The sequence below is a fragment of the Cellulophaga algicola DSM 14237 genome (genome assembly GCF_000186265.1).
Classification (GTDB): Bacteria; Bacteroidota; Bacteroidia; order Flavobacteriales; family Flavobacteriaceae; genus Cellulophaga; species Cellulophaga algicola.
The window spans coordinates 826689-853483 of the sequence record NC_014934.1 but is presented as its reverse complement, the minus strand read 5'-3'; the positions used below and the strand labels follow the sequence as shown (position 1 = coordinate 853483).

At 34.1% G+C, this 26795-nt stretch carries 17 protein-coding genes; 15 read left to right on the top strand and 2 right to left on the bottom strand.

Annotated elements, in window-relative coordinates:
* Positions 1-60 precede the first annotated feature (60 nt).
* The 8 genes from CELAL_RS03745 to CELAL_RS03710 all read left to right on the top strand — a co-directional run bounded on the left by CELAL_RS03745 (position 61) and on the right by CELAL_RS03710 (position 15959).
* Positions 61-1074 (top strand): GntR family transcriptional regulator, encoded by a 1014-nt coding sequence (locus CELAL_RS03745; RefSeq protein WP_013549585.1) that lies wholly within the window; start codon positions 61-63, stop codon positions 1072-1074.
* A gap of 207 nt (positions 1075-1281) precedes the next feature.
* On the top strand, positions 1282-4290 hold the full coding sequence (locus CELAL_RS03740) for a SusC/RagA family TonB-linked outer membrane protein (RefSeq protein ID WP_013549584.1): 3009 nt from the start codon (positions 1282-1284) through the stop codon (positions 4288-4290).
* Positions 4291-4305: 15 nt separating this feature from the next.
* A complete protein-coding gene (locus tag CELAL_RS03735) occupies positions 4306-5895 on the top strand; it encodes a RagB/SusD family nutrient uptake outer membrane protein (RefSeq protein ID WP_013549583.1) in 1590 nt (529 codons plus the stop codon).
* Positions 5896-5984: 89 nt separating this feature from the next.
* Positions 5985-9320, top strand: coding sequence for a VCBS repeat-containing protein (locus tag CELAL_RS03730; protein WP_013549582.1), 3336 nt, complete (start codon positions 5985-5987; stop codon positions 9318-9320).
* A 10-nt stretch (positions 9321-9330) separates the two neighbouring features.
* The gene (locus CELAL_RS03725) at positions 9331-11100 is read left to right on the top strand and encodes a glycoside hydrolase family 36 protein (RefSeq protein ID WP_013549581.1); all 1770 of its coding nucleotides are present in this window, start codon (positions 9331-9333) and stop codon (positions 11098-11100) included.
* A 12-nt stretch (positions 11101-11112) separates the two neighbouring features.
* Complete coding sequence (locus tag CELAL_RS03720) at positions 11113-12768, top strand: solute:sodium symporter family transporter (protein ID WP_013549580.1); 1656 nt, start codon at positions 11113-11115, stop codon at positions 12766-12768.
* A gap of 28 nt (positions 12769-12796) precedes the next feature.
* Positions 12797-14284: a glycerol kinase GlpK gene (gene glpK, locus CELAL_RS03715; RefSeq protein ID WP_013549579.1), complete on the top strand. Its 1488-nt coding sequence runs from the start codon at positions 12797-12799 to the stop codon at positions 14282-14284.
* Between the two features lie 25 nt (positions 14285-14309).
* Entirely contained in the window at positions 14310-15959 is a 1650-nt protein-coding gene (locus tag CELAL_RS03710; protein WP_013549578.1) for a glycerol-3-phosphate dehydrogenase/oxidase, read from the top strand.
* Positions 15960-16017: 58 nt separating this feature from the next.
* Here CELAL_RS03710 and CELAL_RS03705 read toward each other — a convergent pair whose 3' ends face one another.
* Both CELAL_RS03705 and gldJ read right to left on the bottom strand, forming a co-directional pair.
* The gene (locus CELAL_RS03705) at positions 16018-17292 is read right to left on the bottom strand and encodes a UDP-N-acetylmuramoyl-tripeptide--D-alanyl-D-alanine ligase (protein WP_041557488.1); all 1275 of its coding nucleotides are present in this window, start codon (positions 17290-17292) and stop codon (positions 16018-16020) included.
* Between the two features lie 66 nt (positions 17293-17358).
* Complete coding sequence (gene gldJ / locus CELAL_RS03700; protein WP_013549576.1) at positions 17359-19020, bottom strand: gliding motility lipoprotein GldJ; 1662 nt, start codon at positions 19018-19020, stop codon at positions 17359-17361.
* A gap of 427 nt (positions 19021-19447) precedes the next feature.
* On the opposite strand from gldJ, the gene porV reads away from it, so the two are divergent.
* From porV to CELAL_RS03665, 7 genes are all read left to right on the top strand, one after another.
* Positions 19448-20596 carry a type IX secretion system outer membrane channel protein PorV gene (porV, locus tag CELAL_RS03695; protein WP_013549575.1) on the top strand — a complete coding sequence of 383 codons (1149 nt, stop codon included), beginning with the start codon at positions 19448-19450 and terminating at the stop codon, positions 20594-20596.
* A 112-nt stretch (positions 20597-20708) separates the two neighbouring features.
* Positions 20709-21191: a cytidine deaminase gene (gene cdd, locus CELAL_RS03690; protein WP_013549574.1), complete on the top strand. Its 483-nt coding sequence runs from the start codon at positions 20709-20711 to the stop codon at positions 21189-21191.
* A 191-nt stretch (positions 21192-21382) separates the two neighbouring features.
* Entirely contained in the window at positions 21383-22381 is a 999-nt protein-coding gene (pdhA, locus tag CELAL_RS03685; protein WP_013549573.1) for a pyruvate dehydrogenase (acetyl-transferring) E1 component subunit alpha, read from the top strand.
* Positions 22382-22385: 4 nt separating this feature from the next.
* Complete coding sequence (locus tag CELAL_RS03680; protein ID WP_013549572.1) at positions 22386-24026, top strand: pyruvate dehydrogenase complex dihydrolipoamide acetyltransferase; 1641 nt, start codon at positions 22386-22388, stop codon at positions 24024-24026.
* Between the two features lie 82 nt (positions 24027-24108).
* Positions 24109-25161 (top strand): M28 family metallopeptidase, encoded by a 1053-nt coding sequence (locus CELAL_RS03675; protein ID WP_013549571.1) that lies wholly within the window; start codon positions 24109-24111, stop codon positions 25159-25161.
* A gap of 2 nt (positions 25162-25163) precedes the next feature.
* Positions 25164-25844, top strand: coding sequence for an SDR family NAD(P)-dependent oxidoreductase (locus tag CELAL_RS03670; RefSeq protein WP_013549570.1), 681 nt, complete (start codon positions 25164-25166; stop codon positions 25842-25844).
* Between the two features lie 345 nt (positions 25845-26189).
* Complete coding sequence (locus CELAL_RS03665; protein ID WP_013549569.1) at positions 26190-26792, top strand: SprT-like domain-containing protein; 603 nt, start codon at positions 26190-26192, stop codon at positions 26790-26792.
* Positions 26793-26795: the final 3 nt, after the last annotated feature.

The window sequence follows — 26795 nt, the reverse complement described above, 5'->3', positions numbered from 1 at the left end:
GATAAATTTCTCGATATTTATTTTGTAATAGTATTCTTATGTACGATTGATTTTTTTAAGATGACGTTAATAGATAAAATAAAAAACCTTCAAGAGGTAAATTTATTATCAAAACATGAGCAAATAGTTCATGGAGTATTAGATGCTATACAATCTGGTATTCTAAAAATAGGAGATCAATTGCCTTCTATTAATACAATGGTCTCTGAATTAGGGTTTGCAAGAAAAACTATCGTTAAGGCTTATGAAGAGCTCAAAGATCGTGGACTCATAGAATCAAAAAAACTCAAAGGGTATTTTGTTGTAAGTGAAGAAACTAAAGTAGTGTTGAGGGTGGCACTCATCTTGTTTTCTTTTCAACGTTTTCAAGAAGAATTTTATAATACCTTTAGAAAAGAACTTGGTAAAAAATATCAAATTGATGTTTTTTTTCATCATAATAATAGTGCTATATTTAGTAGTGTATTCCAAAATATACAAGGCAAATATGGTATGTACGTCGTTGCTCCTATTCCAGATTTAAATTTAAGGCCTCTTATGGAGGTAATTCCTCCTGAGAAGTTATTAATTATAGATAGGTTCATACCGCTGAATAAATCATATTCCTATATAGCGCAAGAGTTTGAGGAATCTACTTATTCCAAATTGGTAGAACTGCTTCCGAAAATTACCAAATACAAAAAATTTATACTTTTCTTCAAGGAGGATGCAGATTATCCTGTTGGCATATTAAATGCTTTTAATAGATTTTGTTCAGACTATTCTATAAGCAATAGTATTTTGGAAAAATATAAACCTGGAGCTGTTCAGAGAGGAAACGTCTATTTTTTTGTAAGTGACACCTACCTCTGGGATGTTTTAAAGGATATTAGAAACAGTGAGTTTAAAGTAGGCAAAGAAATTGGAATCTTGTCTCACAATGATCATGTGGTTAAAGAAATTATTTTCGGAGGGATCACTACTATTTCTACGGATTTTAAAGAAATGGCAAGAAAAGCGGCGAGCCATATTAAAAATAAAAAAATTACACAATTGATTATGCCTTCGGATCTAATCAAAAGAAACTCCCTATAAACTTACTTAGAGGTTATTTTTACTATTATATAGTATGCATATAAATAGGCGTACTAATATGTGATATTCTCAAATTAACTACATAATATTTTGATATTATTAAAATATAATTATATTTGCATAGTAGCATAGACTATCATAGACTATTATAATGGCTTATGTTTTAATTAACTAACTTAAAAAAACTATTAATTAACATTGATTCTTATGATCAGAAAAACACTCAAACAATTTATTGGTTTGGCTTTAGTATTACTGAGTAGTATTGCTTTTGCGCAAACCGGAAAGGTCTCAGGAATTGTTTCCGATGTAGATGGCCCTTTACCTGGTGTAAATATTGTGGTAAAAGGAACAACAAACGGAATTACAACAGATTTTGACGGTAATTATACGTTTTCAGATTTGACTGAAAATAGTGTATTAGTTTTTAGCTATATTGGGTATGCAACTCAAGCAATCCCTATAGCGGGTAGATCTACTGTAAATATTACTCTAGAGCCAGACGCTCAGGCATTAGGCGAAGTGGTTATTGTAGGATACGGAACTTCAAATAAGCGAGAACTTACCAGTGCAGTTGCTACAATTAAAAAGGAAGCCATTGTTAATGTGGTTGCAAGTAACCCTACAACAGCATTGCAAGGAAAACTTTCGGGAATACAGGTAGAGAGTTTTGGTGGTCAGCCTGGAGGTTCTGCAAATGTTTTTATCAGAGGGGTTAACTCTTTAAGTAATGCAGATCCTCTTTTTATTGTTGATGGATTATTTGTTGATAATATGGATTATGTAAATCCGCAAGACATAGAAGATATCTCTATTCTTAAAGATGCAGCAGCAGCTTCTATTTATGGTTCAAGAGCAGCGAATGGTGTTGTTTTAATAAAAACAAATCACGGAAGGAAGAATAGGGCTGTTGAGGTTAAAATTAATTCAAGAATTGGTTTTGATACGCCTAGTAAGAAGTTAGATTATATCAATGGTCAACAATATACAGATTATTTAAATCAACGCTTTGCTAACGATGGAGAGGCTACAAGAGTAACTTATAATGGCGTTAATACAGATTGGCAAGATGAATCTTTAAGTTCAGGAATTGTTGAAGATTTAGGCTTTTCTATTTCTGGTGGAGGAGAGCATACTTCATATTTTGCTTCAGGAAATTACTTTAATCAAGATGGTATTTTGGTAGGTTCTGGTTTCAAGAGAATTAATATGAGATTTAATAGTAGGTCAGATTTCGGGAAATTTACACTTACTCAGTCTTTAGGTATTGCAGAAGGTAAACTACAGGAGAACAATTGGTATGGTTGGGACGGTGCTTCTGTACCAACTTTGGCCTTTACGAATACTGCTAATGATGGTGGTTTTGAAGCTCCTTCATCAGTAATTCATGGGCCAGGTGGTGTCAACCAGTATGGTTTAGCAAGCTTGGAAAATAATTTAGAAACTACGAGAACTATTTTTGGTAATGCAAAGTTAGATTATGAAATCATAGAAGGGTTAACAGCATCACTAAATTTTGGTATAGATTATACCAACAGAAATAGTTTTCAGTTTACGCCTACTTACTTCATGAGTAATGTAGATGCTGTTTTAAACGTAAATACAGAAAATGATTTAACAGATTACAGACAAGAAGATGTTAATATTTTGGTAGAACCTACCTTAGCTTATGATAAAAAATTTGGTGTACACAAATTTGGCGCTGTAGCAGGGTATACGCTTTTTAAAGAAACACAAAAAGGCAATGGTGTTTATGGGCAAGGTACTCCATCAAATGTAATTCAAAATGTTGGAGCATTGCCATCAACCGAGCAATTGGTATTGTTAGGGGATAATAATGCGGCTGCTTTACAATCCTATTTTGGACGTGTAAATTATGGTTATGATGGTAAGTATTTAGTATCTGCTACCATAAGAAGAGATGCTTCTTCTCGTTTTGCTCCAGAGAATAGAGTTGGGTATTTCCCTTCTTTTTCTGCGGGATGGAATATTAGCGACGAAGATTTTTGGAAATCAGAAGCTATCAATTATTTTAAATTACGTGCTTCTTATGGTGTTTTGGGTTCATATCCTGACACATTTTATCCAACGAAAGCTACATTTCAAACCAATTCTAATACTTCATTCGGGGGTGGTTTAGCAACAGGCTTGTCGCAAACCACTTTGGCAGATCCTTCCTTAGTATGGGAAACATCAAAAACGTTTGACATTGGCATCGATTTAGCTTTTATGAATAATAAGATGAATTTTACAATGGACTACTATTCTAAGAATATAGAAGACGTATTGGTTGGGATTAATGTGCCTTCCACAAGTGGCGTAAGTATACCTGTTACTAGAAATGCAGGAACACTTGTCAATAATGGTTTAGAGTGGGATTTAACCTATCGCAAAAATGATGGTGATTTTACGTATACAGTAGGAACCAACTTTTCTTTCAATTTAAAAAGTGAAGCAGGAGATTTGCCTAATCCAATTCTTGGTCCAGCAATCGATGAAGATCAACGTATTGTAAATAGAACAACTTCCAATGAGTCCATTGGTGCATTTTATGGGTATAAAGTAGAAGATAAAGTAAATCCAGCAACTGGAGATTTTGTAAGAGTTGATGTAAATGGAGACGGCGCTATAACTGCAGATGATATTACGAACATAGGTAATCCTACACCAGATTTTACCTATGGTTTAAACTTTAACGCTGAATACAAGAATTTCGATTTTGGATTAAGTTTTAACGGGGTACAAGGAAATGAAATTTATAATTTGGGTAGATATTATAGTATTTTATGGCAAGATGGAGGTAAACTTACTGAAGTTTTAAACTCTTGGACGCCTTCAAATACAGATACTAATATTCCTAGAGCTTCTATATCAGATGCTGCTGGTAATAAGGCTCCATCTTCTTTCTTTGTAGAAGACGGTTCTTATTTCAGATTGAAAAATTTAGATGTTGGATATAATTTTAGAGACGGTATTGCTGGTTTAGACTGGGTGAAAGATGTTCGTTTATCTCTTAATGTTCAAAATGTATTTGTACTTACTAGTTACAGTGGGTATGATCCAGATGTTTCTTCTACAAATGGAGGTAGAGCAAATAGAGATAGTGGTGTTCCGGGATTAAGAAATAATGTTAACCCGTTATTAGGAAGAGGATTAGATGCAAGAGCATATCCGAATGCAAGAACAATAATGTTTGGTGTACAAGCTACATTTTAATTAAAAAATTAGACAATGAAAAATATTTTTAAATCAAGAAATTTAGCACTAGCGCTATCCAGTATTGTTTTATTTGGTTCGTGTTCAGATGATGTTTTGGATCAAGAAAATAATAATGCTACTTCAACAGAAAATTTTGGTACTTCTGTAGCTCAGGTAAAGGCCGCAGTAAATGGAGCATTTCACCCAATTACAGATACTTTTTTCTGGGGAAGAATAGTGCACACAGGAGCATTATTGCGTTCTGATGAGTTTAATATATTTCCGTTTGGGAGTAATACGGCGATGTCTACCTTACAAGGAAATCCCGGAGATCGTTGGGCATTAGAGCCGTTTCAGCAATTGTATAAATCAATCGCTAGATGTAACAATATCATCATAAATATTAATGAAGAAGATATAGCAGATGAAGAAATAAGAAATAGTCTTATTGGTCAGGCTTATTTTTTAAGAGCATTTGATTATTGGTATTTACTAAATTTATACGGTAGTGTACCGTTAATTACAACATTACCAGATTTAGATAATTTATTAGTAGACCAAGCAGAACCGTCTGCAGTTTGGGCACAAATAATTGCCGATTTAGAAATGGCTGAAGGAATGTTGCCAGATAGTTGGAGTGGTGATGATTTAGGTAGACCGACTGCAGGTGCAGCAACAGCATTAAAAGGGAAGAGTTATTTATACATGAAAGAGTATCCATTAGCGATCACTGCATTGCAGAGTTTAGTTGGTAAATACAGTTTGCTTCCCGGATCATTTTATGGTGATAATTTTTCAAGTACAAATGAAAATAACCAAGAATCTGTTTTTGAGCTACAATTTTTAGGACAGACCACTTTTATTTGGGGAACAGATATTCCTGGAACAGGCACCATGGGGAATTATCATATTGATTATGCTCCTCCTGTTAAGTCACCAGATAAAGGGCATGTTATTAACCCTTGGTTAAAAGATTTGTTCAATGATAATAATGACGTTATAAGAAGAAATGAAACACTAACGTATAATTATGCAGGAGCCACAGGTTATGGTGGTGTAGATTTTGTCACGGATATGGGAGATGAAACGCCTGAGCCGGAAGGTGAACCCTCTGATGCGGTTACGATTGCAATTGATGCTGGTGTAGAGCCAATTTTCAGTAGAAAGTATACCGGAATGGAATTAGGAACAAGAGAACAAGTAGATCTTCTAGGAACTAATGTAGGTAATAACTGGAGAATCATTAGGTATGCAGATGTTTTGTTAATGCTTGCCGAAGCACTGAATGAAAACAATCAACCAGACCTTGCAGGACCATTTGTAGATCAGGTTCGCTTAAGAGCAGAACTTTCTACAGTTTCAGATTTAAGTTTAGATCAAACTGCAATGCGTCAAGCAATAATAGATGAGCGTGCCATGGAATTGGCAGGTGAGGGGCATAGATTTTTTGATCTTGTGCGTTGGGGCCTTGCAGATGATTATATGGGAGCAACTTCATTACATGGTGCAAATCCAAAATCGTTAAGTGGAGGAATTTTTCAAGAAAATAAACATGAACTAGTTTGGATTCCAGGCTCAGAGATTGATGCAAACCCTAATTTAAAGCAAAATCCGGGGTATTAAGAATTGTTGTTAAGTTTAATTGAAGTTGAGTTTTAGGCCAAGTGTTTTGAGAGAAATACTTGGCTTTAATTAAAAATATTAGCTGTATCATGTTTAAATATTCTACTCTTATTATTTTGCTATCGTTACTATTTACAGGTTGCGTTACGAATAACGAGGATTTTTTATTTGTACATGTTTCAGAAAATACATCAAACATAAATTTTGAAAATACAATCACAGAAAATAATGAAATCAATATAATCGATTTTCAATACTGTTACAATGGTGGAGGTGTCGGAATAGGAGATTTTAATAATGACGGTCTTCAAGATATTGTATTTACAGGAAATCAAGTTTCTTCAAAAATCTATTTAAATAATGGAAAATTAACCTTTACAGATATTTCTGAAAAGGCTAATTTTTTTACTAATACTTGGGTTACTGGGGTTTCTATAGTAGATATAAATTCAGACGGTTGGGATGATATTTATTTAAGTGTAGGAGGTGCAAATTGTACTGATAATTGTCAGAATTTATTGTTTGTGAATCAAGGATTAACTAAAAATGGAGTACCTAAATTCATAGAAGAAGCAAAGGCATATGGTTTAGATGATGCAAACTATGCACAACAAGCAGTATTTTTTGATTATGATTTAGATGGGGATTTGGATGTGTATATCGTGCACAATGGGAATACCACGCATGATAAAAATACACCAATGCCTAAAAGGTACTTACCTAATCACTTGTCCGACTATCTATTAAAAAATGAAACAATACAAGGAGTTAATCATCCGGTTTATATAAATGTTTCAGATCGTTTAAATATGAATAGTAAAGGCTTTGGGTTGGGCGTTGCAATCAATGATTTTAATGGAGATAATCTGCCTGATATTTATGTTTCCAATGATTTTATTACGGATGATATTTTATACATTAATAGGGCATCTCATACGAATGAAAATCCAACTTTTATAGAATCTAGCAAGGCCTATCTTTCTCATGAAACCTACAATGCTATGGGGGTTGATGTTGCAGATATTAACAATGATACTTTACCAGATATTTTGGTTTTAGATATGTTGCCAAAAGCGTATAAGAGACAAAAAATGATGCTGGGAAGCATGAATTATGATAAATTTCTTCTATCTCAAAGAAATGAGTATACGCCACAGTATATGCATAATACCCTACAATTAAGTAATGGTTTTTTAGCAGATAAACCCCTCAAATCTAGTGAACTTGGTTTTCAGAAAGGAATTGCTAGCACAGATTGGAGCTGGGCGCCGTTAATGGTAGATTTTGATAATGATGGAGATAAAGATATTTACATTACAAATGGGTATGTAAAAGATATTACAGATTTAGATTTTATAAACTACTCCAATCAAAACGGAATTTTTGGTACACCAGAAGCAAAAAGTAAAAGATTAAAAGAGGCTGTTGCTAAACTACCTGGGATTCATTTACCCAATTTTATTTACGAACAAGATGATGATACAAATTTCAATGATGTATCTAATACATGGATTCAAAACAAAGAATCTTTCTCCAATGGCGCTGCATATGCAGATCTAGATAATGATGGAGATTTAGATTTGATTGTCAATAATAATAATGAAAAAGCATTTATTTTAGAAAATCGTTCTAGACAAAAAAACAATAACAATTACCTTAGAATACTCCTTAAAGGAGGCACACATAATTCAAAGGCAATTGGTGCAAAAGTTACCCTTTATCAAAATGGTACTACACAAAGTCATTACCAATCTGTTATTCGTGGGTATTTATCATCTGTAGAACCCATAGTGCATTTCGGAATTAAAGATACTGTTGTAGATTCTCTAAAAATTCAGTGGCCAAACGGTAAAAATAGTATGCATTATAAAATTGCAGCTAATCAGGTATTGTCCTTAAAGCAGGAAGACGCTTCTGAGCATTCCGTTTTTAATAAGAAAAGAGATTTTTTATTTAGTATGGATACAAGCTTACTAAAATATAATCAAAAAGTTCTTCCGTTAAATGAATACTTAGTACAGCATTTAATGGTAAAGCAGTATACACCAAAAAGTCCTTGTGTGGTTGCAGCTAATATTGATAATCACATGGGTGATGAGTTGTTTGTTGGAGGAACTAATGGTGTGCCTAGCAGCATTTGGTTCCAGGATGAAGCCGGCGTGTATAAAGTAGCTCAATATTTAGAAAGCAATTTTGATAATAGTCAGGCAGTTTTTATTGATGCCGATGCAGATGGCGATTTAGATTTATATGTGGGTAGTGGAGGTAATAGACATACCAAAGAATCTCGTAGTTATAAAGATAGATTATACTTGAATAATGGAAAAGGATTTTTTGAGAAAGCAGAAGGTAAGCTCCCCGAAATTATACAAAGTACTGGGGCAATAGCGGCAACAGATTTTGATAAAGATGGTGATGTAGATGTTTTTATAGGGGCTAGACTTACACCAAAAGAATATCCGTCGGTACCAATCAGTTCTTTTTTAATTAATGAAAGTGGTGTTTTTAAGGGGGCGTTTAAAACAATATTTTCTCACTTAGGAATGGTAACCAGCGCAATTTGGCAAGATATTGATAATGATACCTGGCAAGATTTAATTGTAGTAGGGGAGTTCATGGAAATTACTGTTTTTAAAAATAATAGAGGAACTCTACAGCCCATGAAAATTACTTGGCTTGATGAAAATGACCAGCCAATGAATACCTCTGGTTGGTGGAACAAAATAAAGGCTGCAGATTTTGATAAGGATGGCGATATTGATTTTGTTATAGGTAATCAAGGTACAAATAGTTTTATGAGGCCAACACAAGCTAAGCCTGTCTATTTGTATACTAAAGATTTTGATCATAATGGTAGTTTAGATCCTATTCTGGCAAAATATTTTACTACGGATAAGGGAGAGGTTCTGTTGCCATTGCAAACAAGAGATGATATAATGAAGCAATTATCCGTCTTGAAAAATGACTACTCAACGTATGAATCTTTTGCGAGTACAAGTTTTCAAGAGTTACTTCAGATAAAAAAGCTGGCTTCAGAAACTGTACAGGCATCAATTTTTGAAAGTAGTTATGTAGAAAATTTAGGTAATGGTAAATTTAAATTAAGACCACTTCCTGCTACATGTCAAGTAGCTCCTATAAAAGATATTTTAGTTGATGATTTTGATGAAGATGGCAAATTAGATATGCTTCTGGTTGGTAATGATAAAACAGCAGAAACACATTTTGGTAATCAAGATGCGCTAACAGGAATCTTTTTAAAAGGTAAGGATGATTTTTTTGAAGTAGTACCAAGTAAGGATTCAGGGTTTTATGTCCCAGAGCAATCTAATCATGTAATAAAATTGATAGATATAAAAGGGAAAGCTTTTATTATAGCTACCCAATATAATAATGAAATGAAAGTGTTTTCACAAAATAGATAAAGTATATAAAATGAATGTTGATAGTATTGAAGCTGCTATAGAAGCTATGGAAATAATTGGAGATGATGCAATGGTGTCTTCTTCCGTCCAGAAAATTAGTTCAGAAAAAGGATTAGATATTTATGAGTTTGAGGTAAAGTGTGGTGAAAAACATTTTCCAAAACCAATTACGCTCAAATGGAAAATTCCTGGAATAAATGTAAAAGGGGTTTGGAAACCTACTACAGATTTTGCTAAGAGGATACAGGCAGATTGGGAGTTAGATCATATGGAATCTAGAATCTCAATTGATGCTCCAGTAATTAGCTTATTTGGTCATAAGGATGAAAATATCATCACTTTTGCCTGTTCAAATGCAATCAATAAGTTGCAAATGAATGCGCGTATTAGAGAAGAGGATAATTATTTTTATTGCCATATAACCTTCTTTTCAGAAGAAGAACAAGCCTTAGAAAGTTTTAAAGCTCAGGTTAGAATAGATACCAGAAATACACTTTTTTCAGAGGCTATAAAGCAGGTTTCAGCTTGGTGGGAAACTTTTGAAAATCTAAAGCCAGCATCGGTACCGGCAATTGCAAAAATGCCACTATATTCTACGTGGTATCAATTTCATCAAAATTTAGATTTAGAATTACTTTTAGAAGAATGCAAGTTAGCTAGTGATTTGGGATATAAGGCAATAATTATTGATGATGGTTGGCAGACTTTCGATACGAATAGAGGGTATGATTATACCGGAGATTGGAGACCAGACCGTATTCCTAATATGGCAGAATATATTGCAAAAATTCAGGCAACAGGGCTGAAAGCAGCTTTGTGGTATTCCGTTCCTTTTTGTGGTCCAAAATCAGAAGCTTTCAAAAGATTTAAAGGTAAATTTTTGACCGAAGATCATAGGTGGGCTCCTGTATTTGATCCAAGATACCCAGAAGTAAGGGAGTATTTAATTACCATTTATGCTAATGCAGTTAAAGAGTGGAATCTTGATGGATTGAAGTTAGATTTTATTGATGATTTTCGTTTGTATGAAAGTACACCTCTAGGTTTAGGTAATGGTCGAGATTTTGCATCTATTAATGATGCTGTAGATAAATTGATGACCGATGTTATGCACAATTTACAAGCGATAAATCCAGATATTTTCATAGAATTTAGACAAAAATATGTTGGTCCTGCGATGCGTAAATTTGGGAACATGCTTCGCGCTTTTGATTGTCCAGGAGATGCTACCATGAATAGAATCCGTATTGCAGATATTAGACTGTTAGCAGGGAACACTGCGGTACATTCAGATATGGTTACTTGGCATGATAAAGAACCTGTTGAGGTTGCAGCTTTGCAATTGATAAATACTCTTTTTGGAGTACCGCAACTTTCAATGTTTATTTCTAAAGTATCTGTTGCACATAGAAAAATGATTGCGTTTTATACTGCATACTGGAATAGAAATGCCGATGTGTTAATGAATGGAGAGTTTACCCCCTCTAATCCTTTAGGTAATTACACTACTCAAAAAGTCACTAAAGATAAAAGTATCATTATAGGAGTTTATGATAATTTAATTACAACTATTTCAAATTCTTATGAGCACATTCATTTGCATAATGGAAAAATGAGTACAAATATTGCCTTGAAAGCAACTACAAACTTAGGTATGTATGAATATATCGTTTTTGATTGTATGGGCAATGAAGTCTCTAAAGCAGCATTAACTATAAATGCTGTAATTGTTGAAATAAGCGTACCTTCTTGTGGTATTATTCAGTTAATCAAAAAATAACAACCAAACTATATGGATTTTTTAGCAATCATTTCTTTTGTCGGTTTTACGCTTTTAGTCGCAATTATAGCATGGTATGCTACTAGGAAAACAGATGAAAAATCTGCCGATGGTTATTTTTTGGCAGGCAGGAGCTTAGGAGCAGTTACTATTGCAGGTTCTATTTTGCTAACTAATTTGTCTGCAGAACAGATTGTGGGTTTAAATGGGCAAGCATTTACAGAAGGTGTTTTGGTCATGGCTTGGGAAACACTAGCCGCAATTGCCATGATTATTACCGCTATATTCTTACTTCCAAAATATATGAAAGGGGGAATAACTACGATTCCTCAATTTGTTGAAAATAGATTCGATCATCAAACTAAAGCCATATTAACAATTTTATTTTTATCTGGATATGTTTTGGTTGTATTGCCATCAGTCTTGTATTCTGGTTCTTTAGCTTTTAGTACTATGTTTGATATTCCGCAAATTTTAGGAATTTCACAGAATGCAACCATTTGGGTATGTGTATGGAGTATTGGAATAATAGGTATTATTTATGCAGTTTTTGGAGGACTAAAGGCAGTGGTTGTTTCAGATTTAATAAATGCTATAGGTCTTATCATTGGGGGACTTTTAGTTCCTGTATTCGGATTGATGTTGATAGGAGATGGTAATGTATTAGACGGATTAGATATTTTATGGAAAGAAAATCCAGAGAAATTTAATGTTAAAGGCGGGGTTGATGCTTCCATTCCTTTTGGAACGGTTTTTACGGGGATGATGTTGGTTCAGATGTTCTATTGGGGTACTAATCAGGCAATATTGCAACGTGTATTTGGTGCTAAAAATTTAAAAGAAGGTCAAAAAGGAATGATTTTGGCTGCGCTTGCTAAATTTTTAATTCCAATAATTGTAGTACTTCCAGGTATAATAGCGTGGCATGTTTTTAATGGCGATTTAGAAAACCCTGACCAAGCATATCCGCAATTGGTAAAAACAGTATTGCCAACAGTATTCACTGGCTTTTTTGCAGCAGTATTGTTTGGGGCAGTACTAAGTTCATTTAATAGCTTATTAAATAGTAGTGCAACACTTTTTGGTTTTGATTTATATAAGCAGTATTTCAAAAAAAATGCTTCTGAAAAACAAGTGGTTCAAGCAGGTAAAATATTTGGTCTAGTTCTTGGAATTTTGGGTATGTGTGTTGCACCACTAATAGCAAATGCGCCTAATGGATTATTCGCATGGTTGCAAGAAGCCAATGGTTGTTATAGTATTCCGATATTAACAGTAATTGTTATAGGGTTCTTTACGAAAAGAGTACCAGCGATTGCAGCAAAAGTTGGCGTTATTTCTGGAGTAGTACTTTATTCAATTAGTCAATTTATAATAAAACCTCGATTTATTGAAAAAGCACTTTTAGAAGCGCAGCAGAATGGTATTACAGATCTTCATGCATTAAATGTCATTCAAGCAGAAGCTTATCCGCACTTCTTACACGTGATGGCGATACTTTTTGTGTTGAATATCATTATAATGCTAGTCATAGGTAAATTGTATCCTCGTGATACTGATTATGTTCCTATGCAAACAGACGATTTAAATATAACTCCTTGGAAGTATGCCATAGTAGCAGGTATATTGATAACAATACTCGTACTGAGTACCTATTTAATTTTTTAATTGAGATAACTAATATAAATTTTCTAGAATGAACACTTCATTTATCGTCTCTTTAGATCAAGGAACAACAAGTTCTCGCGCTCTTTTGATTGATCATCAAGGAAAAATTATAGGCATGGAGCAAGAGGAGTTTGAACAGATCTATCCGCAATCAGGTTGGGTAGAGCATGACCCTGCTGTAATATTACAAAGTCAACTACGCGTTTTTGAAAAACTAATCAAGAATACTAAGGTAACACCAGACCAAATTGTAGCAATAGGTATAACAAATCAACGAGAAACCACGGTGGTTTGGGATTCAGAAACCGGAAAACCTATTTATAATGCTATAGTTTGGCAAGATAAGAGAACAGCACCATTTTGTGAAAAATTAAAAAAACGCGGACTTACAGATTATGTTAGAAAAAATACGGGACTAGTAATAGATTCTTATTTTTCAGGAACTAAAATAAAATGGATTCTTGATAACATAGAAGGGGCTCAGGAAAAGGCAGATAAAGGAGTGTTGCGGTTTGGAACTATAGATTCCTGGTTAATTTGGAATTTAACAAAAGAGAATGTCCATGTTACAGATTATAGCAACGCTTCACGAAGTTTGTTATTCAATATTAATACCTTAGAATGGGATAAAAAGCTACTTTCAGAATTAGAAATTCCGGCAAGTATGCTGCCAAAAGTTTTTCCTTCGTCAAGTGTATTTGGAATGTATGAACTCAATGGAGTTAAAATCCCAATAGCAAGTGTACTTGGGGATCAACAAGCGGCATTATTCGGTCAGGCATGTTTAAAAAAGGGAGACGCTAAAAATACCTATGGAACAGGTTGTTTCTTACTAATGAATACAGGGAAAAAACCCCAGTTTTCAAAAAACGGACTGATCACCACAATAGCGTGGGGCGTAAATGGTAAAGTGCGGTACGCTTTAGAAGGTAGTATCTTTATTGCAGGCGCGGCAGTACAGTGGTTAAGAGATGAGTTAAATGTTATAGAATCTGCATGTGAATCTGAGAAGTTGGCTTTGAGTCTAGATGTAGAGAATCCTGTTTATGTAGTTCCTGCTTTTGCAGGTTTAGGGGCCCCATATTGGGACATGTATGCACGGGGTGCAATTTTTGGACTTACGAGAGATACAGGAAAAGCACATATCGCAAAGGCTACCTTAGATAGTTTAGGGTATCAAGTAAAAGATATTTTACAGGCCATGCAAAGCGATTCTGGTATAAAGCTTAAATGCTTAAAAGTAGATGGAGGTGCAGCAGCAAATAATTACTTAATGCAGTTCCAGGCAGATATATTAAATAAAAATGTAATCAGACCAAAATCTATAGAATCTACGGCATTAGGCGCAGCATATATGGCAGGGATTACCGTGGGTATGTGGTCTGAAGATGATATTCTGAAGAGTAGAACTGTCGATAAAATATTTGAACCAAATGTTTCTAAGCAACTCAGAAATAAAATGTATGCTGGTTGGAAAAAAGCGGTAAAACGTACTATGAATTGGGAGTGCAATTAATTAATTTAGTTGGGGAAATAAAGTTATGAAAAAAGAAAATTTTACCTATTTAAAAAGAGATAAGATAACAGAAGAATTAAAGGCTAATACGTTTGATTTAGTAGTTATTGGTGGAGGAATTACAGGAGCAGGTATTTTATTAGATGCATCCTCAAGAGGAATGAAAGTTGCTTTAATAGAAAAAGGCGATTTTGCTTCAGGAACCAGTAGCAAGTCTTCTAAATTAATTCATGGAGGTCTTCGGTACTTAAAGCAATTTGAGCTAATGCTTGTAAAGGAAGTAGGTACAGAACGTGCTATAGTGCATAAATTAGCACCACATTTAGTCATTCCTGAAAAAATGCTATTACCGCTTATTGAAGACGGTTCTTATGGAGAATGGATGACTTCAATTGGCTTAAAAGTTTATGATATTCTTGCTGATGTAGAAGGTGATGATAAGCGTAAAATGATGAATAAGGAAGAAACCTTAGCATTAGAGCCATTATTGCCAGAAGGCATCTTGAAAGGGTCTGGGTATTATGCGGAATATAGAACGGATGATGCACGTTTGACTTTAGAGAACATTAAAACGGCATTAAATTACAATGCAACAGCTATTAATTATACGAAAGTAACTGACTTTTTGTATGATGGCGACCAAATTTCGGGAGTCACGGTTACCGATGCAGTGAGTGGAGAATCTTATCAGATACATTCTAAATACGTAATTAATGCTGCGGGTCCGTGGGTAGATGAGTTGAGGACGATCAATCATTCTAAAGAAGGAAAGCAATTACATCTGACCAAAGGAGTGCATTTGGTTTTTGAAAAAGCGAAACTACCTTTAAAACAATCCGTTTACTTTGATATTCCAGATGGTCGCATGATGTTTGCTATTCCTAGAGGAAATGTAACTTATGCAGGTACAACGGATACCAATTACAAACATTCTAAGGAAGATGTTGTGGCTACTGTAGAAGATGCAGATTATTTGTTAGATGCTATTAATAACATGTTTCCTAGTGTTCATTTAGAGCGTAAAGATATTGTGTCTTCTTGGGCAGGTTTAAGGCCTTTAATACATGAAGAAGGGAAGTCGCCTTCAGAGCTATCTAGGAAAGATGAAATATTTAATTCTGATTCTGGATTATTGAGTATGGCAGGAGGTAAGCTTACGGGGTATCGTAAAATGGCAGAACGAGTAGTAGATAAAGTTCACAAAAAATTAGAAAAACAGACAAGTGCAAGGTTCAAGGATGTTTTTACGGATAAAATTCCGCTAACTGGTGGGCCATGGAAAAAATACAAAGAAGTTAAGAAATACATCACTAAAATTAATGACATATTAGAAAAGGATAATTTTGAGGCACATGAAGCATGGTATTTGGTTACCACATATGGGAAACAAACAGAAGCTATATTACAAATTTATGCTTCCAGTACAGGGGCTAATCCTAAGGAGAATTTAATCATGGCTGAGTTAGAATTTTGTATGCACCATGAAATGGTGGTTACGCCATTAGATTTTTTTATACGGAGAACAGGAAGACTGTATTTTAATATAGAGAGTGTAAAAGCGTATAGAGAAAAAGTTTTTGCAGTTTTTAAAGAGACTTTTGCTTTAAGTGAAGAAACCTTATCAGCCTATAATTCAGAATTAGATGCTTTGATAAAATCACATTCAGAATTCTAATACTTTTTTAAAAAAAGATAACAAGATGAATGCCTCGTTGAGGTATTCATCTTGTTATTTATAGTAAATCTAGTACTCTTTCTAAAGCCATTCCTCTTGATCCTTTAATTAATATAGAGGCATCTTTAAATGTGTTTGTTTTTAAAAATACAGCGAGTTCATTGAAAGACTTGAATGTTTTTAAATCTGAAGTGGTTACATCAAAATTTTCACCAATTAAAAAAGCTTCGGTGAAGTTTAATGCTGAAGTTAATTCCGCAATATGTTGATGTTCTTCTGGTGCGGTACTTCCTAATTCAAACATATCACCTAAAAAAACAATCTTCTTAGTGGTCTTTAATTTGCTAAAATTATCCAAAGCCGCTTTCATGCTACTTGGGTTGGCATTGTAAGCATCTAAAATTATTTCATTCGTATTTTGTGTTAGTACTTGTGAACGGTTATTAGAAGGGATGTAGCGTTCTATTCCGTTTTTAATTTGATCAATGGAAACGTTAAAATACTTACCCATGATTATAGCGGCACAACAATTAATAAAATTATAAGCGCCAATCAAATTTGAAACGATTTCTTGATTTTCAAAAATGATCTGCACAAAAGGATCCGCTTCCTTTAGTTGTATGTTATAGTAATGGGAATCTGTTTCGCTAAAACCAAATTTATTAATGTAGTTTGATAATTTGTTTGCTTGCAATTCATCATCAGCATTAAAGAAAATAGGTTTCTCATCTTTTTGAAGGTAATCGTAAAGTTCACTTTTTCCTTTGATAACACCTTCAAAGCTGCCAAAACCTTCTAAATGTGCTTTTCCGAAATTTGTGATATAGCCAAAATCAGGTTCAGCTATGTTGCAAAGAAATTCAATTTCTTTTTGATGGTTAGCACCCATTTCAATAATCGCAATTTCGGTATCTTCTTTTATAGCGAGTAGTGTTAAAGGTACTCCTATGTGGTTATTTAAATTCCCGACTGTGGCAATGGTTTTATACGTGGTACATAAAACGGAATTTATAAGTTCTTTGGTGGTTGTTTTTCCATTGCTTCCAGTAAGTGCAATAACCTTTGTTTTGTAGAAATTTCGATGAAAATTAGCTAATTGTTGTAAGCAGGTTAAAACATCTGGAACCAAAATAGTGGCATCACTATCCGCAAACCTTTCGTCATCTATTACAGCGTATTTAGCGCCACTTTCTAATGCTTTTTTAGCGTAGGTGTTGCCATCAAAATTTTCGCCCTTTAGCGCAAAGAAGATGCAGTCTTTAGTAACCTTTCGGGTATCTGTACTTATCGTTGAGAACTTTAAAAAAAGTTCGTGTAGCTTTTCTATTTTCATAAAACTAATGTATAAAAAAAGTCCCGATGGTTGCATCGGGACTTTTAATATTTTATTTAAAAAAGATTATTTTACTTTTTTACTTCTAACCGTTTTGTTCTTTGTTTTAGATTTAGAACCTACTCTAGACATTGCACATCTAAACCCGATGTAATCAGTAGCCATATATTGAGGTAGGAATCTACGTTGTGCAGGATCTAACCAATATGCTCTATCTCTCCAAGAACCACCTTTGTAAACTCTAACTTCATCATTTATTAATGTAGTTCTGTAGTTAGACTTATCATAATTACGAGTCACAGCTCCTAAAGAATCACGTTGTACTTTATGTTTAGGTGAGTTGTACATTTTCTTCTTTTCGTCACCATCTTCATCATCACTGAATCTATCGTAAAATCTTGAAGATCCTGGCTCGCCATCTCTGTAGCCTCTGTTATCACTAGAAGAGAAGTTTGTTCTTAAGTATGTTTCGTTTTCATCTACAGGAACCATTTTTAATTCGCCTGGTAAATTTACAGCAACAACTTTTCCGTTTGGTAAGGTATCGTAAACAATAGAATCTCTAATTACGTTTACTTTTCCGTCTTCACCGATTGCCGTTTTCATATAGATATTTCCGCGATAGTAATTAAAATCACTTACTTCATCATCTACAATAGGTCTGTAAACATCAGCAACCCATTCTGCAACGTTACCCGCCATTTCGTATAATCCAAGATCATTTGGTTTGTATGATTTAACTTGAGCTGTAATATCAGCACCATCATCAGACCATCCTGCGATTCCACCGTAATCACCTTTACCTTGTTTAAAGTTGGCTAATTGATCACCACGACCAAGACGTTGTCCGTTTCTTGTATAATCACCTTCCCAAGGATATTTTTTTCTACCTCTTTGGTTGTTGTATTCTCTTGATCCTACTTGAGCAGCAGCAGCATATTCCCACTCTGTTTCTGTTGGTAATCTATATTCTGGTAAAATAATACCTGTACTTCTTGATGCGAAGTTCGATACAGAATCTTTTTTCATTTTTCCTTGTAATGAATCAATCTGACCATTGTAAACAGACTCAGGTCTATTTAGGTAGGCTTCAGTACTAAAAGTACCTTCAATATCACCATTTACAACTTTATATTTTGCTTCTTCAGAAAGATATCCTTCTCTCTCTAGCATAATTTCGTTCACTCTATCTGTTCTCCATTCAGCAAATTGTACTGCTTGGATCCAGTTTACACCTACTACAGGATACTCCGCGTATGCTGGGTGACGTAAATAGTTATTGGTCATGGTCTCATTGAAACCTAAACGGTTTCTCCATACTAAAGTATCAGGTAAAGCACCTGTATAGATATTTACATATCTAGGATCTTCAGGAGGATAAACGCTCTTTAAATAATCTAAATACTCTAAGTACATGGAGTTAGTAACTTCCGTTTCATCCATATAGAAAGACATTACGTGTTGTGATGTAGGAGTGTTGTTCCAATCATGCATAACATCGTCTTGTACTTTACCTTTTGTAAAGGTACCACCTTCAACAAAAACCAAACCAGGAGCAGTTTCTTGCTCTTTATAGTCTGTGTTGTGTTGAAAACCACCTTCCTTTGCATTTATTTTCCAACCTGTAGCTCTTGAAGTGTTTTTTGAAGAAGAAGAATTTTTACAACTACTAAAACCACCTGCAATAACAGCGCAAGAGAGTACAACTTTGATGAATTGTTTTTTCATAATTAGGACTTGAGTTCAATAAAATAACTACTTTATGTAGTTAGGTAAAACATTATATTTTGGTTTGCAATTACTGCTTTCGGCTTAAAGAACGGTGTTTTCTAAAGAATATTTTATTCAATTCTAAAATATTTCTAGATTTTTAATTTCGTAGGCCAAATTGCATTTACAGATTAATAACGCAGTAATAATCGTATTAGTATTTTGTTTTTTCCTTTTTTATCAAATAGCGATTTTTATTTGTTTTAATATTTAATTTCTGACGGTATATTAATAGGATAATGAAATTATTTTTTGCTTTTTTTTTCTTTTGAATAAGTTTTCTTGAAATAGAACGTTAGTGTTATAATATTTATATGATTTTTATTTATTACCGAAAACTAGTAACCTATTTATACCAATAAATTTTAAGTATAGAAAACGAGAGATGAAAAAAATATTAGTAATTACCCTAATTTTAGGTTTGTTTAAAGTATCCGCTCAAAATGAACGTGTTATTACAACTGGAGTTCCTTTTTTAACAATCGCTGCAGATGCTCGTTCTTCTGGTATGGGAGATATTGGTGTAGCAACATCGGTAGATGCGTATTCACAGCAATGGAATCCTGCAAAATTTGCTTTTGCAGAACAGAAAATGGGAATAGGAATTAGTTATACTCCTTATTTAGAGAGTATCATTACAGATATTGCGTTATTAAATGCAAGTTTTTATAATAAAATAGATGATAGAAGTGCATTTGCAGCAAGTATACGTTATTTTACTTTAGGTGAAATTGAGCTTAGACAGTTTGCAAATGAAGAAGGTACGGTAGTAAAACCAAATGAATTTGCTATTGATGGCTCGTATTCTTTAAAACTTAGCGAAACTTTTTCTATGGGGGTTGGAGCGCGTTTTATTAGTTCCAATTTAAAATTTCCGGATCAAGCAGGTTCTGCAGATACAAAAGCAGCTAGTGCTTTTGCTGTAGATATTGCTGGTTTCTATCGTTCAAGAGAAATTGCCTACAATAATTTTGATGGTCGTTGGAGACTTGGTTTTAACCTTTCTAATTTAGGAAATAAAATTTCTTATGATGAAGGTGGGCAAGAGAATTTCTTACCAACAAATTTAAAATTTGGTACAGGGTTTGACTTTATTTTAGATGCAGATAATAAATTAGCAATCTCAACAGAATTTAATAAACTATTAGTACCAACACCTCAAGATTTTAATGAGGATGGTGTAATTAATGGCGATGATAATGCAGAATATCAGGAGATAGGTTTTTTAAGTGGTGTATTTAAATCTTTTGGTGATGCCCCTGATGGTTTCTCAGAAGAATTAAAAGAGTTTTCATGGGCACTTGGCGCAGAATATAGTTATCAAGATTCTTTTATGTTAAGAACAGGGTACTTTAATGAAAGCGAAGAAAAAGGATCAAGAAAATTTTTCTCTCTTGGTGCTGGTTTTAAATTTAAAGCAGCTCAGGTAGATTTATCTTACTTATTTTCATCCTCTAAAATTCAAAACCCTTTAGAGAATACATTGCGTTTTTCCTTAACTTTTAATTTAGGAGAAGAGTTTATCAACGATTAAGTTTAAATAGTTAGATGAGGAATCCAAATTCGAAATTTATATTTTGAATTTGGATTTTTTGTTTTAAGATTAACTATTTTTCGAAATGTAGTATCTTTCAAAAAAAAAAGCTTTGAAAAAACAAATAACAATAGAGTACGAAGTATACCCGTCTATAGAAAAATTAGCGGAAGAAGATTTACAATTGATGAAACAAGCTGTTTTGGCAAGAGGTAATGCTTATGCACCATATTCTAATTTTCATGTTGGTGCTGCGGTTTTATTAGAAAACGGAGAAGTAGTGATTGGTAATAATCAAGAAAACGCATCATACCCTTCGGGCCTTTGTGCAGAACGGGTAGCTATTTTCCAGGCAGGAGCAAAATTTCCAGGAGTAGCTATTAAATCAGTAGCAATTACAGCAACTTCAAAAAATTATGCTGTAGAAGAGCCTGCAGCACCTTGTGGTAATTGCAGACAAGCAATGATAGAATATGAGCAAAAACAAAAACAACCTATTTCAATTCTTTTAATGGGGGAAAAAGGAGAAGTGATAAAGATAAATTCACTATCCGATATTTTGCCTTTAGCTTTCAATAGCTCTTTTTTAGAATAGAAGAATCTTACTGACGTTTCATCTTTTTTACGAAATTCTCACTTTTAAAGAAGTATTCGTTTAATTTTTGGTAGACCATGCGCTTTTTCTTGAATTTTTTTTCCCTATTGATTTATATGTGTATTTTTGCTTTTCAATTTTCGCTTCTAAAGTTGGATAGAAGTGAATAAGTTCTATAAATTCATATTTAAATGGAAAAAATCACAAAAGAGGTCTACCTTAAATGGTATGAAGACATGTTATTCTGGAGAAAATTCGAGGATAAATTAGCAGCAGTTTATATTCAACAGAAAGTTAGAGGTTTTTTACACCTTTATAACGGACAAGAAGCTGTTTTAGCAGGAGCTCTTCATGCTATGGATCTTACAAAAGATAAGATGATTACTGCATATAGAAATCACGTGCAGCCAATTGGTATGGGTGTAGATCCACGAAGAGTAATGGCCGAATTATTTGGTAAAGTTACGGGTACCTCACAAGGTATGGGTGGTTCAATGCATATTTTCTCAAAAGAGCACCGCTTTTATGGTGGGCATGGTATCGTTGGAGGTCAAATTCCATTAGGTGCAGGCTTAGCTTTTGCCGATAAATATAAAAAAAGTGATGCGGTTACCTTATGTTATATGGGTGATGGTGCTGTAAGACAAGGTTCATTGCATGAAACTTTCAATTTAGCCATGCTTTGGCAATTACCAGTAGTTTTTGTTTGTGAGAACAATGGGTATGCAATGGGAACATCAGTAGCTAGAACTTCATATTCAACAGATATCTGGAAATTAGGTTTAGGCTATGAAATGCCATGTGGACCAGTAGATGGTATGGATCCTGTTACCGTTGCTAAAGAAATGAGTAAAGCCATTGAAAGAGCAAGAAGTGGTGGTGGACCAACTTTCTTAGAGATGAAAACATATAGATATAGAGGTCATTCTATGTCAGATGCACAGCAGTATAGAACAAAAGATGAGGTTGAAGAGTATAAAAAGATAGATCCTATTACGCAAGTTTTAGACGTAATTAAGGATAAGAAATATGCAACTGATGACGAGATTAGTGCCATAGGCAAGAAAATTAAAAAGTTAGTAGCAGAATGTGAGAAATTTGCAGAAGAGTCAGATTTCCCTCCAGTAAGCCAAATGTATGATATGGTTTACGAGCAAGAAGATTATCCATTTTTGAAACATAAATTATAGTTAGATGGCAATAGTAATAAATATGCCGAGACTTAGTGATACCATGGAAGAAGGTACCGTAGCTAAGTGGTTAAAAAAAGTAGGAGATAAAGTTGAAGAAGGTGATATTTTAGCAGAAATAGAAACCGACAAAGCAACCATGGAATTTGAATCTTTTAATGAAGGAACGTTACTTCATATAGGAATTCAAGAAGGTGATGGTGCTCCTGTAGATACCTTACTAGCTATAATTGGTGAAGAAGGCGAAGATATTTCTGGTTTATTAAGTGGTGGTGCTTCGGCTCCAGAAGCTAAAACAGAGGAAAAACAAGAAGAAGTAGCTTCTGAACCAGAAACTACTGATGAAGCTGCAGCGTCTGTAGCGATTCCTGAAGGAGTAGAAATCATTAAAATGCCACGTTTAAGTGATACCATGGAAGAAGGTACAGTAGCTTCTTGGTTGAAAAAAGTTGGTGATAAGATTGAAGAAGGAGATATTCTTGCTGAGATAGAAACAGATAAAGCTACCATGGAGTTTGAGTCTTTCTATTCAGGAACATTATTGTATATAGGAACTCAAGAAGGAGAGTCTTCTCCAGTTGATGTTATTCTAGCTATTATTGGCCCAGAAGGAACAGATGTAGATGCACTTTTAGCATCAAAACCATCAAAACCATCAACAGCGGCTAAGCCAGCTGCAACAGCTCCAAAAGAAGCAACTAAAACAGAAGCAAAAGCTGCGCCTAGTGCTCCAGCAGAAACGCAAGAAGTTGTTGTTAAAGACGGACAAAGAATATTTGTTTCTCCACTAGCTAAGAAAATTGCATCAGAAAAAGGAGTAAACTTAAATGATGTTACAGGTTCTGGAGATAACGGAAGAATTGTAAAGAAAGATGTAGAAAACTTTGTTCCTGCTCCTAAAGCGGCAGCTCCAGCAGCAAAAGCTTCTAGTGCAAGTGCTCCATTAGCATTGCCAGTGGGTGAAGAAAGTGTTGAAGATATTAAGAACAACCAAATGCGTAAAGTTATTGCTAAGCGTTTGGGAGAGTCTAAGTTTACAGCACCACATTACTACCTTAATATAGAGGTAGACATGGATAATGCGAAAGCTTCAAGAGTGCAGATTAATGCTTTGCCAGATACAAAAGTATCATTTAATGATATGGTAGTAAAGGCTTGTGCAATGGCACTTAGAAAGCATCCACAAGTAAATACATCTTGGAATGGCGATACAACACGTTATAATCACCATATTAGTGTTGGTGTTGCAGTTGCAGTAGAAGATGGTTTGGTAGTTCCTGTATTGAAATTTACAGATCAAATGGGATTATCTCAGATTGGTGCTTCTGTAAGAGATTTAGCAGGGAAGGCTAGAACTAAGAAATTGACACCAGCCGAGATGGAAGGTAGTACATTTACAGTTTCTAACTTGGGTATGTTTGGCGTTGAGAGTTTTACCTCAATCATCAATCAGCCTAATTCAGCAATCCTATCCGTAGGAGCAATTGTAGAGAAACCAGTAGTTAAAGATGGGCAAATTGTTGTGGGTAATACCATGAAATTGACACTTGCTTGTGATCATAGAACAGTAGATGGTGCTACAGGGGCTCAATTTTTGCAAACATTACGTGCATTCATTGAGAATCCAGTGACCATGTTAGCTTAATTAAAATAAGCATAATATAATTTAAAAGCATCCTAAGTAATTAGGATGCTTTTTTTATCTTTAAAATCTAAATATAAATAGTATGAAATCAATTATTTGTCTTTTTTCTGTTTTGATATTAACAGCATGTGGTACTGTTAAAATGAAAGAAACAGATCCTGAAAATATTGCCCCAGTAGCTCGCGAGGGTGGCGGTGAGCTTATGATAAGCGAAACGGAAACAGATGATGGCGTACTTCTTCAATCTAGAAAAGCAGTGCCGTTTATAGATTTTAGTTCTTCAAAAGATGTAGGCGATATTATTACTTATCTGGCCTCTGATGAATTAAAAGGAAGAGAAGCAGGGAGTGAAGGAATAGAAAAAGCAGCAAACTATATAGAGGAAATCTTCAAAAAAAATGGGGTAAAACCATTTTTTGACTCTTATAAGGATACCATTTCGAATTTTAGCGAACCTGCTTATAATGTTGTAGGGGTGTTAGAAGGTAATGATCCTAAATTAAAAAATGAAGTTGTTGTTATCGGCGCACATTATGATCATATAGGATTAATTTCTCCTAAAAATGGAGATGAAATTGCAAACGGAGCTAATGATAATGCATCAGGAACAACCACGGTTTTAGAGCTTGCTCGTTATTTTGCTTTAAACAAGCTTAATAAACGCACTGTTATTTTTGCTTTATTTACAGCAGAAGAAAAAGGCCTTTTGGGTTCTAAAGATTTAGCAAAAAGATTAAAAGAAAAAAACATTGACTTATACACCATGCTAAATTTTGAAATGGTTGGTGTAGCCTTGCAAGATAAAGACTATTTTATGTACGTAACAGGCTACCAAAGTACTAATTTAGCGGAAGTTGCTAATGACTATGCAGGAGAGAAATTAATTGGCTTTTTACCATCTGCACAAAAAATGAATTTATTTCAGCGTTCAGATAATTATGCTTTTCATACCGAATTTGGAGTGCCATCTCAAACGTTTTGCACTTTCGATTTTACAAATTTTGATCATTACCATGGGGTAGATGACGAAGCTGAGTTGATGGATTTTGATCATATGGCACTTGTGGTTAATAAATCAATTCCAATGGTAACCGGTATTATTAATGCACCTACTAAGGAAATAAAGTACAACTAAAGATGGCGAATATTATTATTACAGGTTCTAGTAGAGGTATTGGTTTTGAAATGGCGAAGTTGTTTGCAAATGACGGACACCAAGTGTTGGCATTATCTAGGAATGACAAGCCTATATTAGCTTTAAACCATCCTAATATTACCACTTTCCCTTTTGACTTATCTTCTTCTAGAGATTTAGAAATTCTTCATGATTTTATTACAACAACATGGGAGCAAGTAGATGTTCTAATTAATAACGCCGGAATGTTGTTAAATAAACCTTTTCTTGAAATTTCTGATCAAGAATTTGAAGCGGTTTATCGGGTAAATGTTTTTGGAGTAGCCAGTGTTACTAAGACTGTTTTGCCGCGCATGCATAAATCTGGTCATGTAGTAACCATAAGTTCTATGGGGGGCGTACAAGGGAGTTTAAAGTTTCCTGGGTTAGCAGCATATAGTTCTAGTAAAGCAGCAGTAATTACGTTAACAGAGCTATGGGCAGAAGAGTTTAAAGAAAAAGGACCGTCATTTAATGTATTGGCTTTGGGGGCGGTACAAACGGAAATGTTAGAAGAGGCTTTTCCTGGATATCAAGCACCAAATACAGCCTTAGAAATGGCAACTTATATTAAAGAGTTTTCATTGACCGGAAATAAATTTTACAACGGTAAACTTCTTCAAGTAAGCAGCAGTACACCTTAATATTTGTTTCTATTACGTAGTATTTTGTTGCTAAATTATAGCTCTGAGCATCCTATATTTTTTATGATGTGGCCTATCTTATTTACTATAGCTAGTACTTATACTAGTTTTGAAGTCTTTTCTGAGAGTAATTAGACGTAGAAAAGATAAATAAATGGTAAAAACTTAGTAAAAGAGATGCATATTATCGGGTGTGGAGGGATAATCTTTATCGAAAAACAAATAATGGTTATGTTTTAGTTCGGTTTTAGGAAATAATACTCGTTTTAGATTAAGTTTTTATTATTTATTTTAATATTCTTTTACACAAATAATATTTTTTGATTTTTATGTTATTTTTGTTTTATGCAGAAAACACTAGAAAAATATATTCCAGAACGAGCTGTTGCATTATGCATCACCTTAATCAAGGATAATGGTGTTAATTTAAAAATAGTAAATCAACGGGTAACGCGTCATGGAGATTACCGCAAATTACCAGATGGATCTCATAAAATTACAGTAAATGCATCTTTAAATAAATATCGATTTTTAATAACATTAGTGCATGAAATTGCACATTTAGTAGCCTTTGAAAGGTTTGGACGCCAAATAAAGCCACATGGCTTAGAGTGGAAACGCACTTTTCAAGGTCTTATGTTACCATTTATACACCCAGATGTATTTCCAAATAAAGTATTGCCATTAATCGCTAATCATTTTAAAAACCCAAGTGCAAGTAGTGATACTGATGCAAGATTATCCTTAGCGTTAAAACAATATGACGAACAATTAAAGGAAAACTCTTACGTTTTTGAAATACCTATTGGAAGTGTTTTTAGAATACACAATGGTAGAATTTTTAAAAAAGGGAACAGAAAAGTAAAACGATACGAATGCTCAGAATTGGCAACAGGTAAGATGTATTTATTTCAGCCAAATGCAGAAGTAGAATTAATAAAAGACTAATAA

Bases quoted from the DNA above. Each gene is read 5' to 3' on its own strand.
- CELAL_RS03745 (WP_013549585.1), top strand. From the start codon at position 61: ATGACGTTAATAGATAAAATAAAAAACCTTCAAGAGGTAAATTTATTA.
- CELAL_RS03740 (WP_013549584.1), top strand. From the start codon at position 1,282: ATGATCAGAAAAACACTCAAACAATTTATTGGTTTGGCTTTAGTATTA.
- CELAL_RS03735 (WP_013549583.1), top strand. From the start codon at position 4,306: ATGAAAAATATTTTTAAATCAAGAAATTTAGCACTAGCGCTATCCAGT.
- CELAL_RS03730 (WP_013549582.1), top strand. From the start codon at position 5,985: ATGTTTAAATATTCTACTCTTATTATTTTGCTATCGTTACTATTTACA.
- CELAL_RS03725 (WP_013549581.1), top strand. From the start codon at position 9,331: ATGAATGTTGATAGTATTGAAGCTGCTATAGAAGCTATGGAAATAATT.
- CELAL_RS03720 (WP_013549580.1), top strand. From the start codon at position 11,113: ATGGATTTTTTAGCAATCATTTCTTTTGTCGGTTTTACGCTTTTAGTC.
- glpK (WP_013549579.1), top strand. From the start codon at position 12,797: ATGAACACTTCATTTATCGTCTCTTTAGATCAAGGAACAACAAGTTCT.
- CELAL_RS03710 (WP_013549578.1), top strand. From the start codon at position 14,310: ATGAAAAAAGAAAATTTTACCTATTTAAAAAGAGATAAGATAACAGAA.
- CELAL_RS03705 (WP_041557488.1), bottom strand. From the start codon at position 17,292: ATGAAAATAGAAAAGCTACACGAACTTTTTTTAAAGTTCTCAACGATA.
- gldJ (WP_013549576.1), bottom strand. From the start codon at position 19,020: ATGAAAAAACAATTCATCAAAGTTGTACTCTCTTGCGCTGTTATTGCA.
- porV (WP_013549575.1), top strand. From the start codon at position 19,448: ATGAAAAAAATATTAGTAATTACCCTAATTTTAGGTTTGTTTAAAGTA.
- pdhA (WP_013549573.1), top strand. From the start codon at position 21,383: ATGGAAAAAATCACAAAAGAGGTCTACCTTAAATGGTATGAAGACATG.
- CELAL_RS03680 (WP_013549572.1), top strand. From the start codon at position 22,386: ATGGCAATAGTAATAAATATGCCGAGACTTAGTGATACCATGGAAGAA.
- CELAL_RS03675 (WP_013549571.1), top strand. From the start codon at position 24,109: ATGAAATCAATTATTTGTCTTTTTTCTGTTTTGATATTAACAGCATGT.
- CELAL_RS03670 (WP_013549570.1), top strand. From the start codon at position 25,164: ATGGCGAATATTATTATTACAGGTTCTAGTAGAGGTATTGGTTTTGAA.
- CELAL_RS03665 (WP_013549569.1), top strand. From the start codon at position 26,190: ATGCAGAAAACACTAGAAAAATATATTCCAGAACGAGCTGTTGCATTA.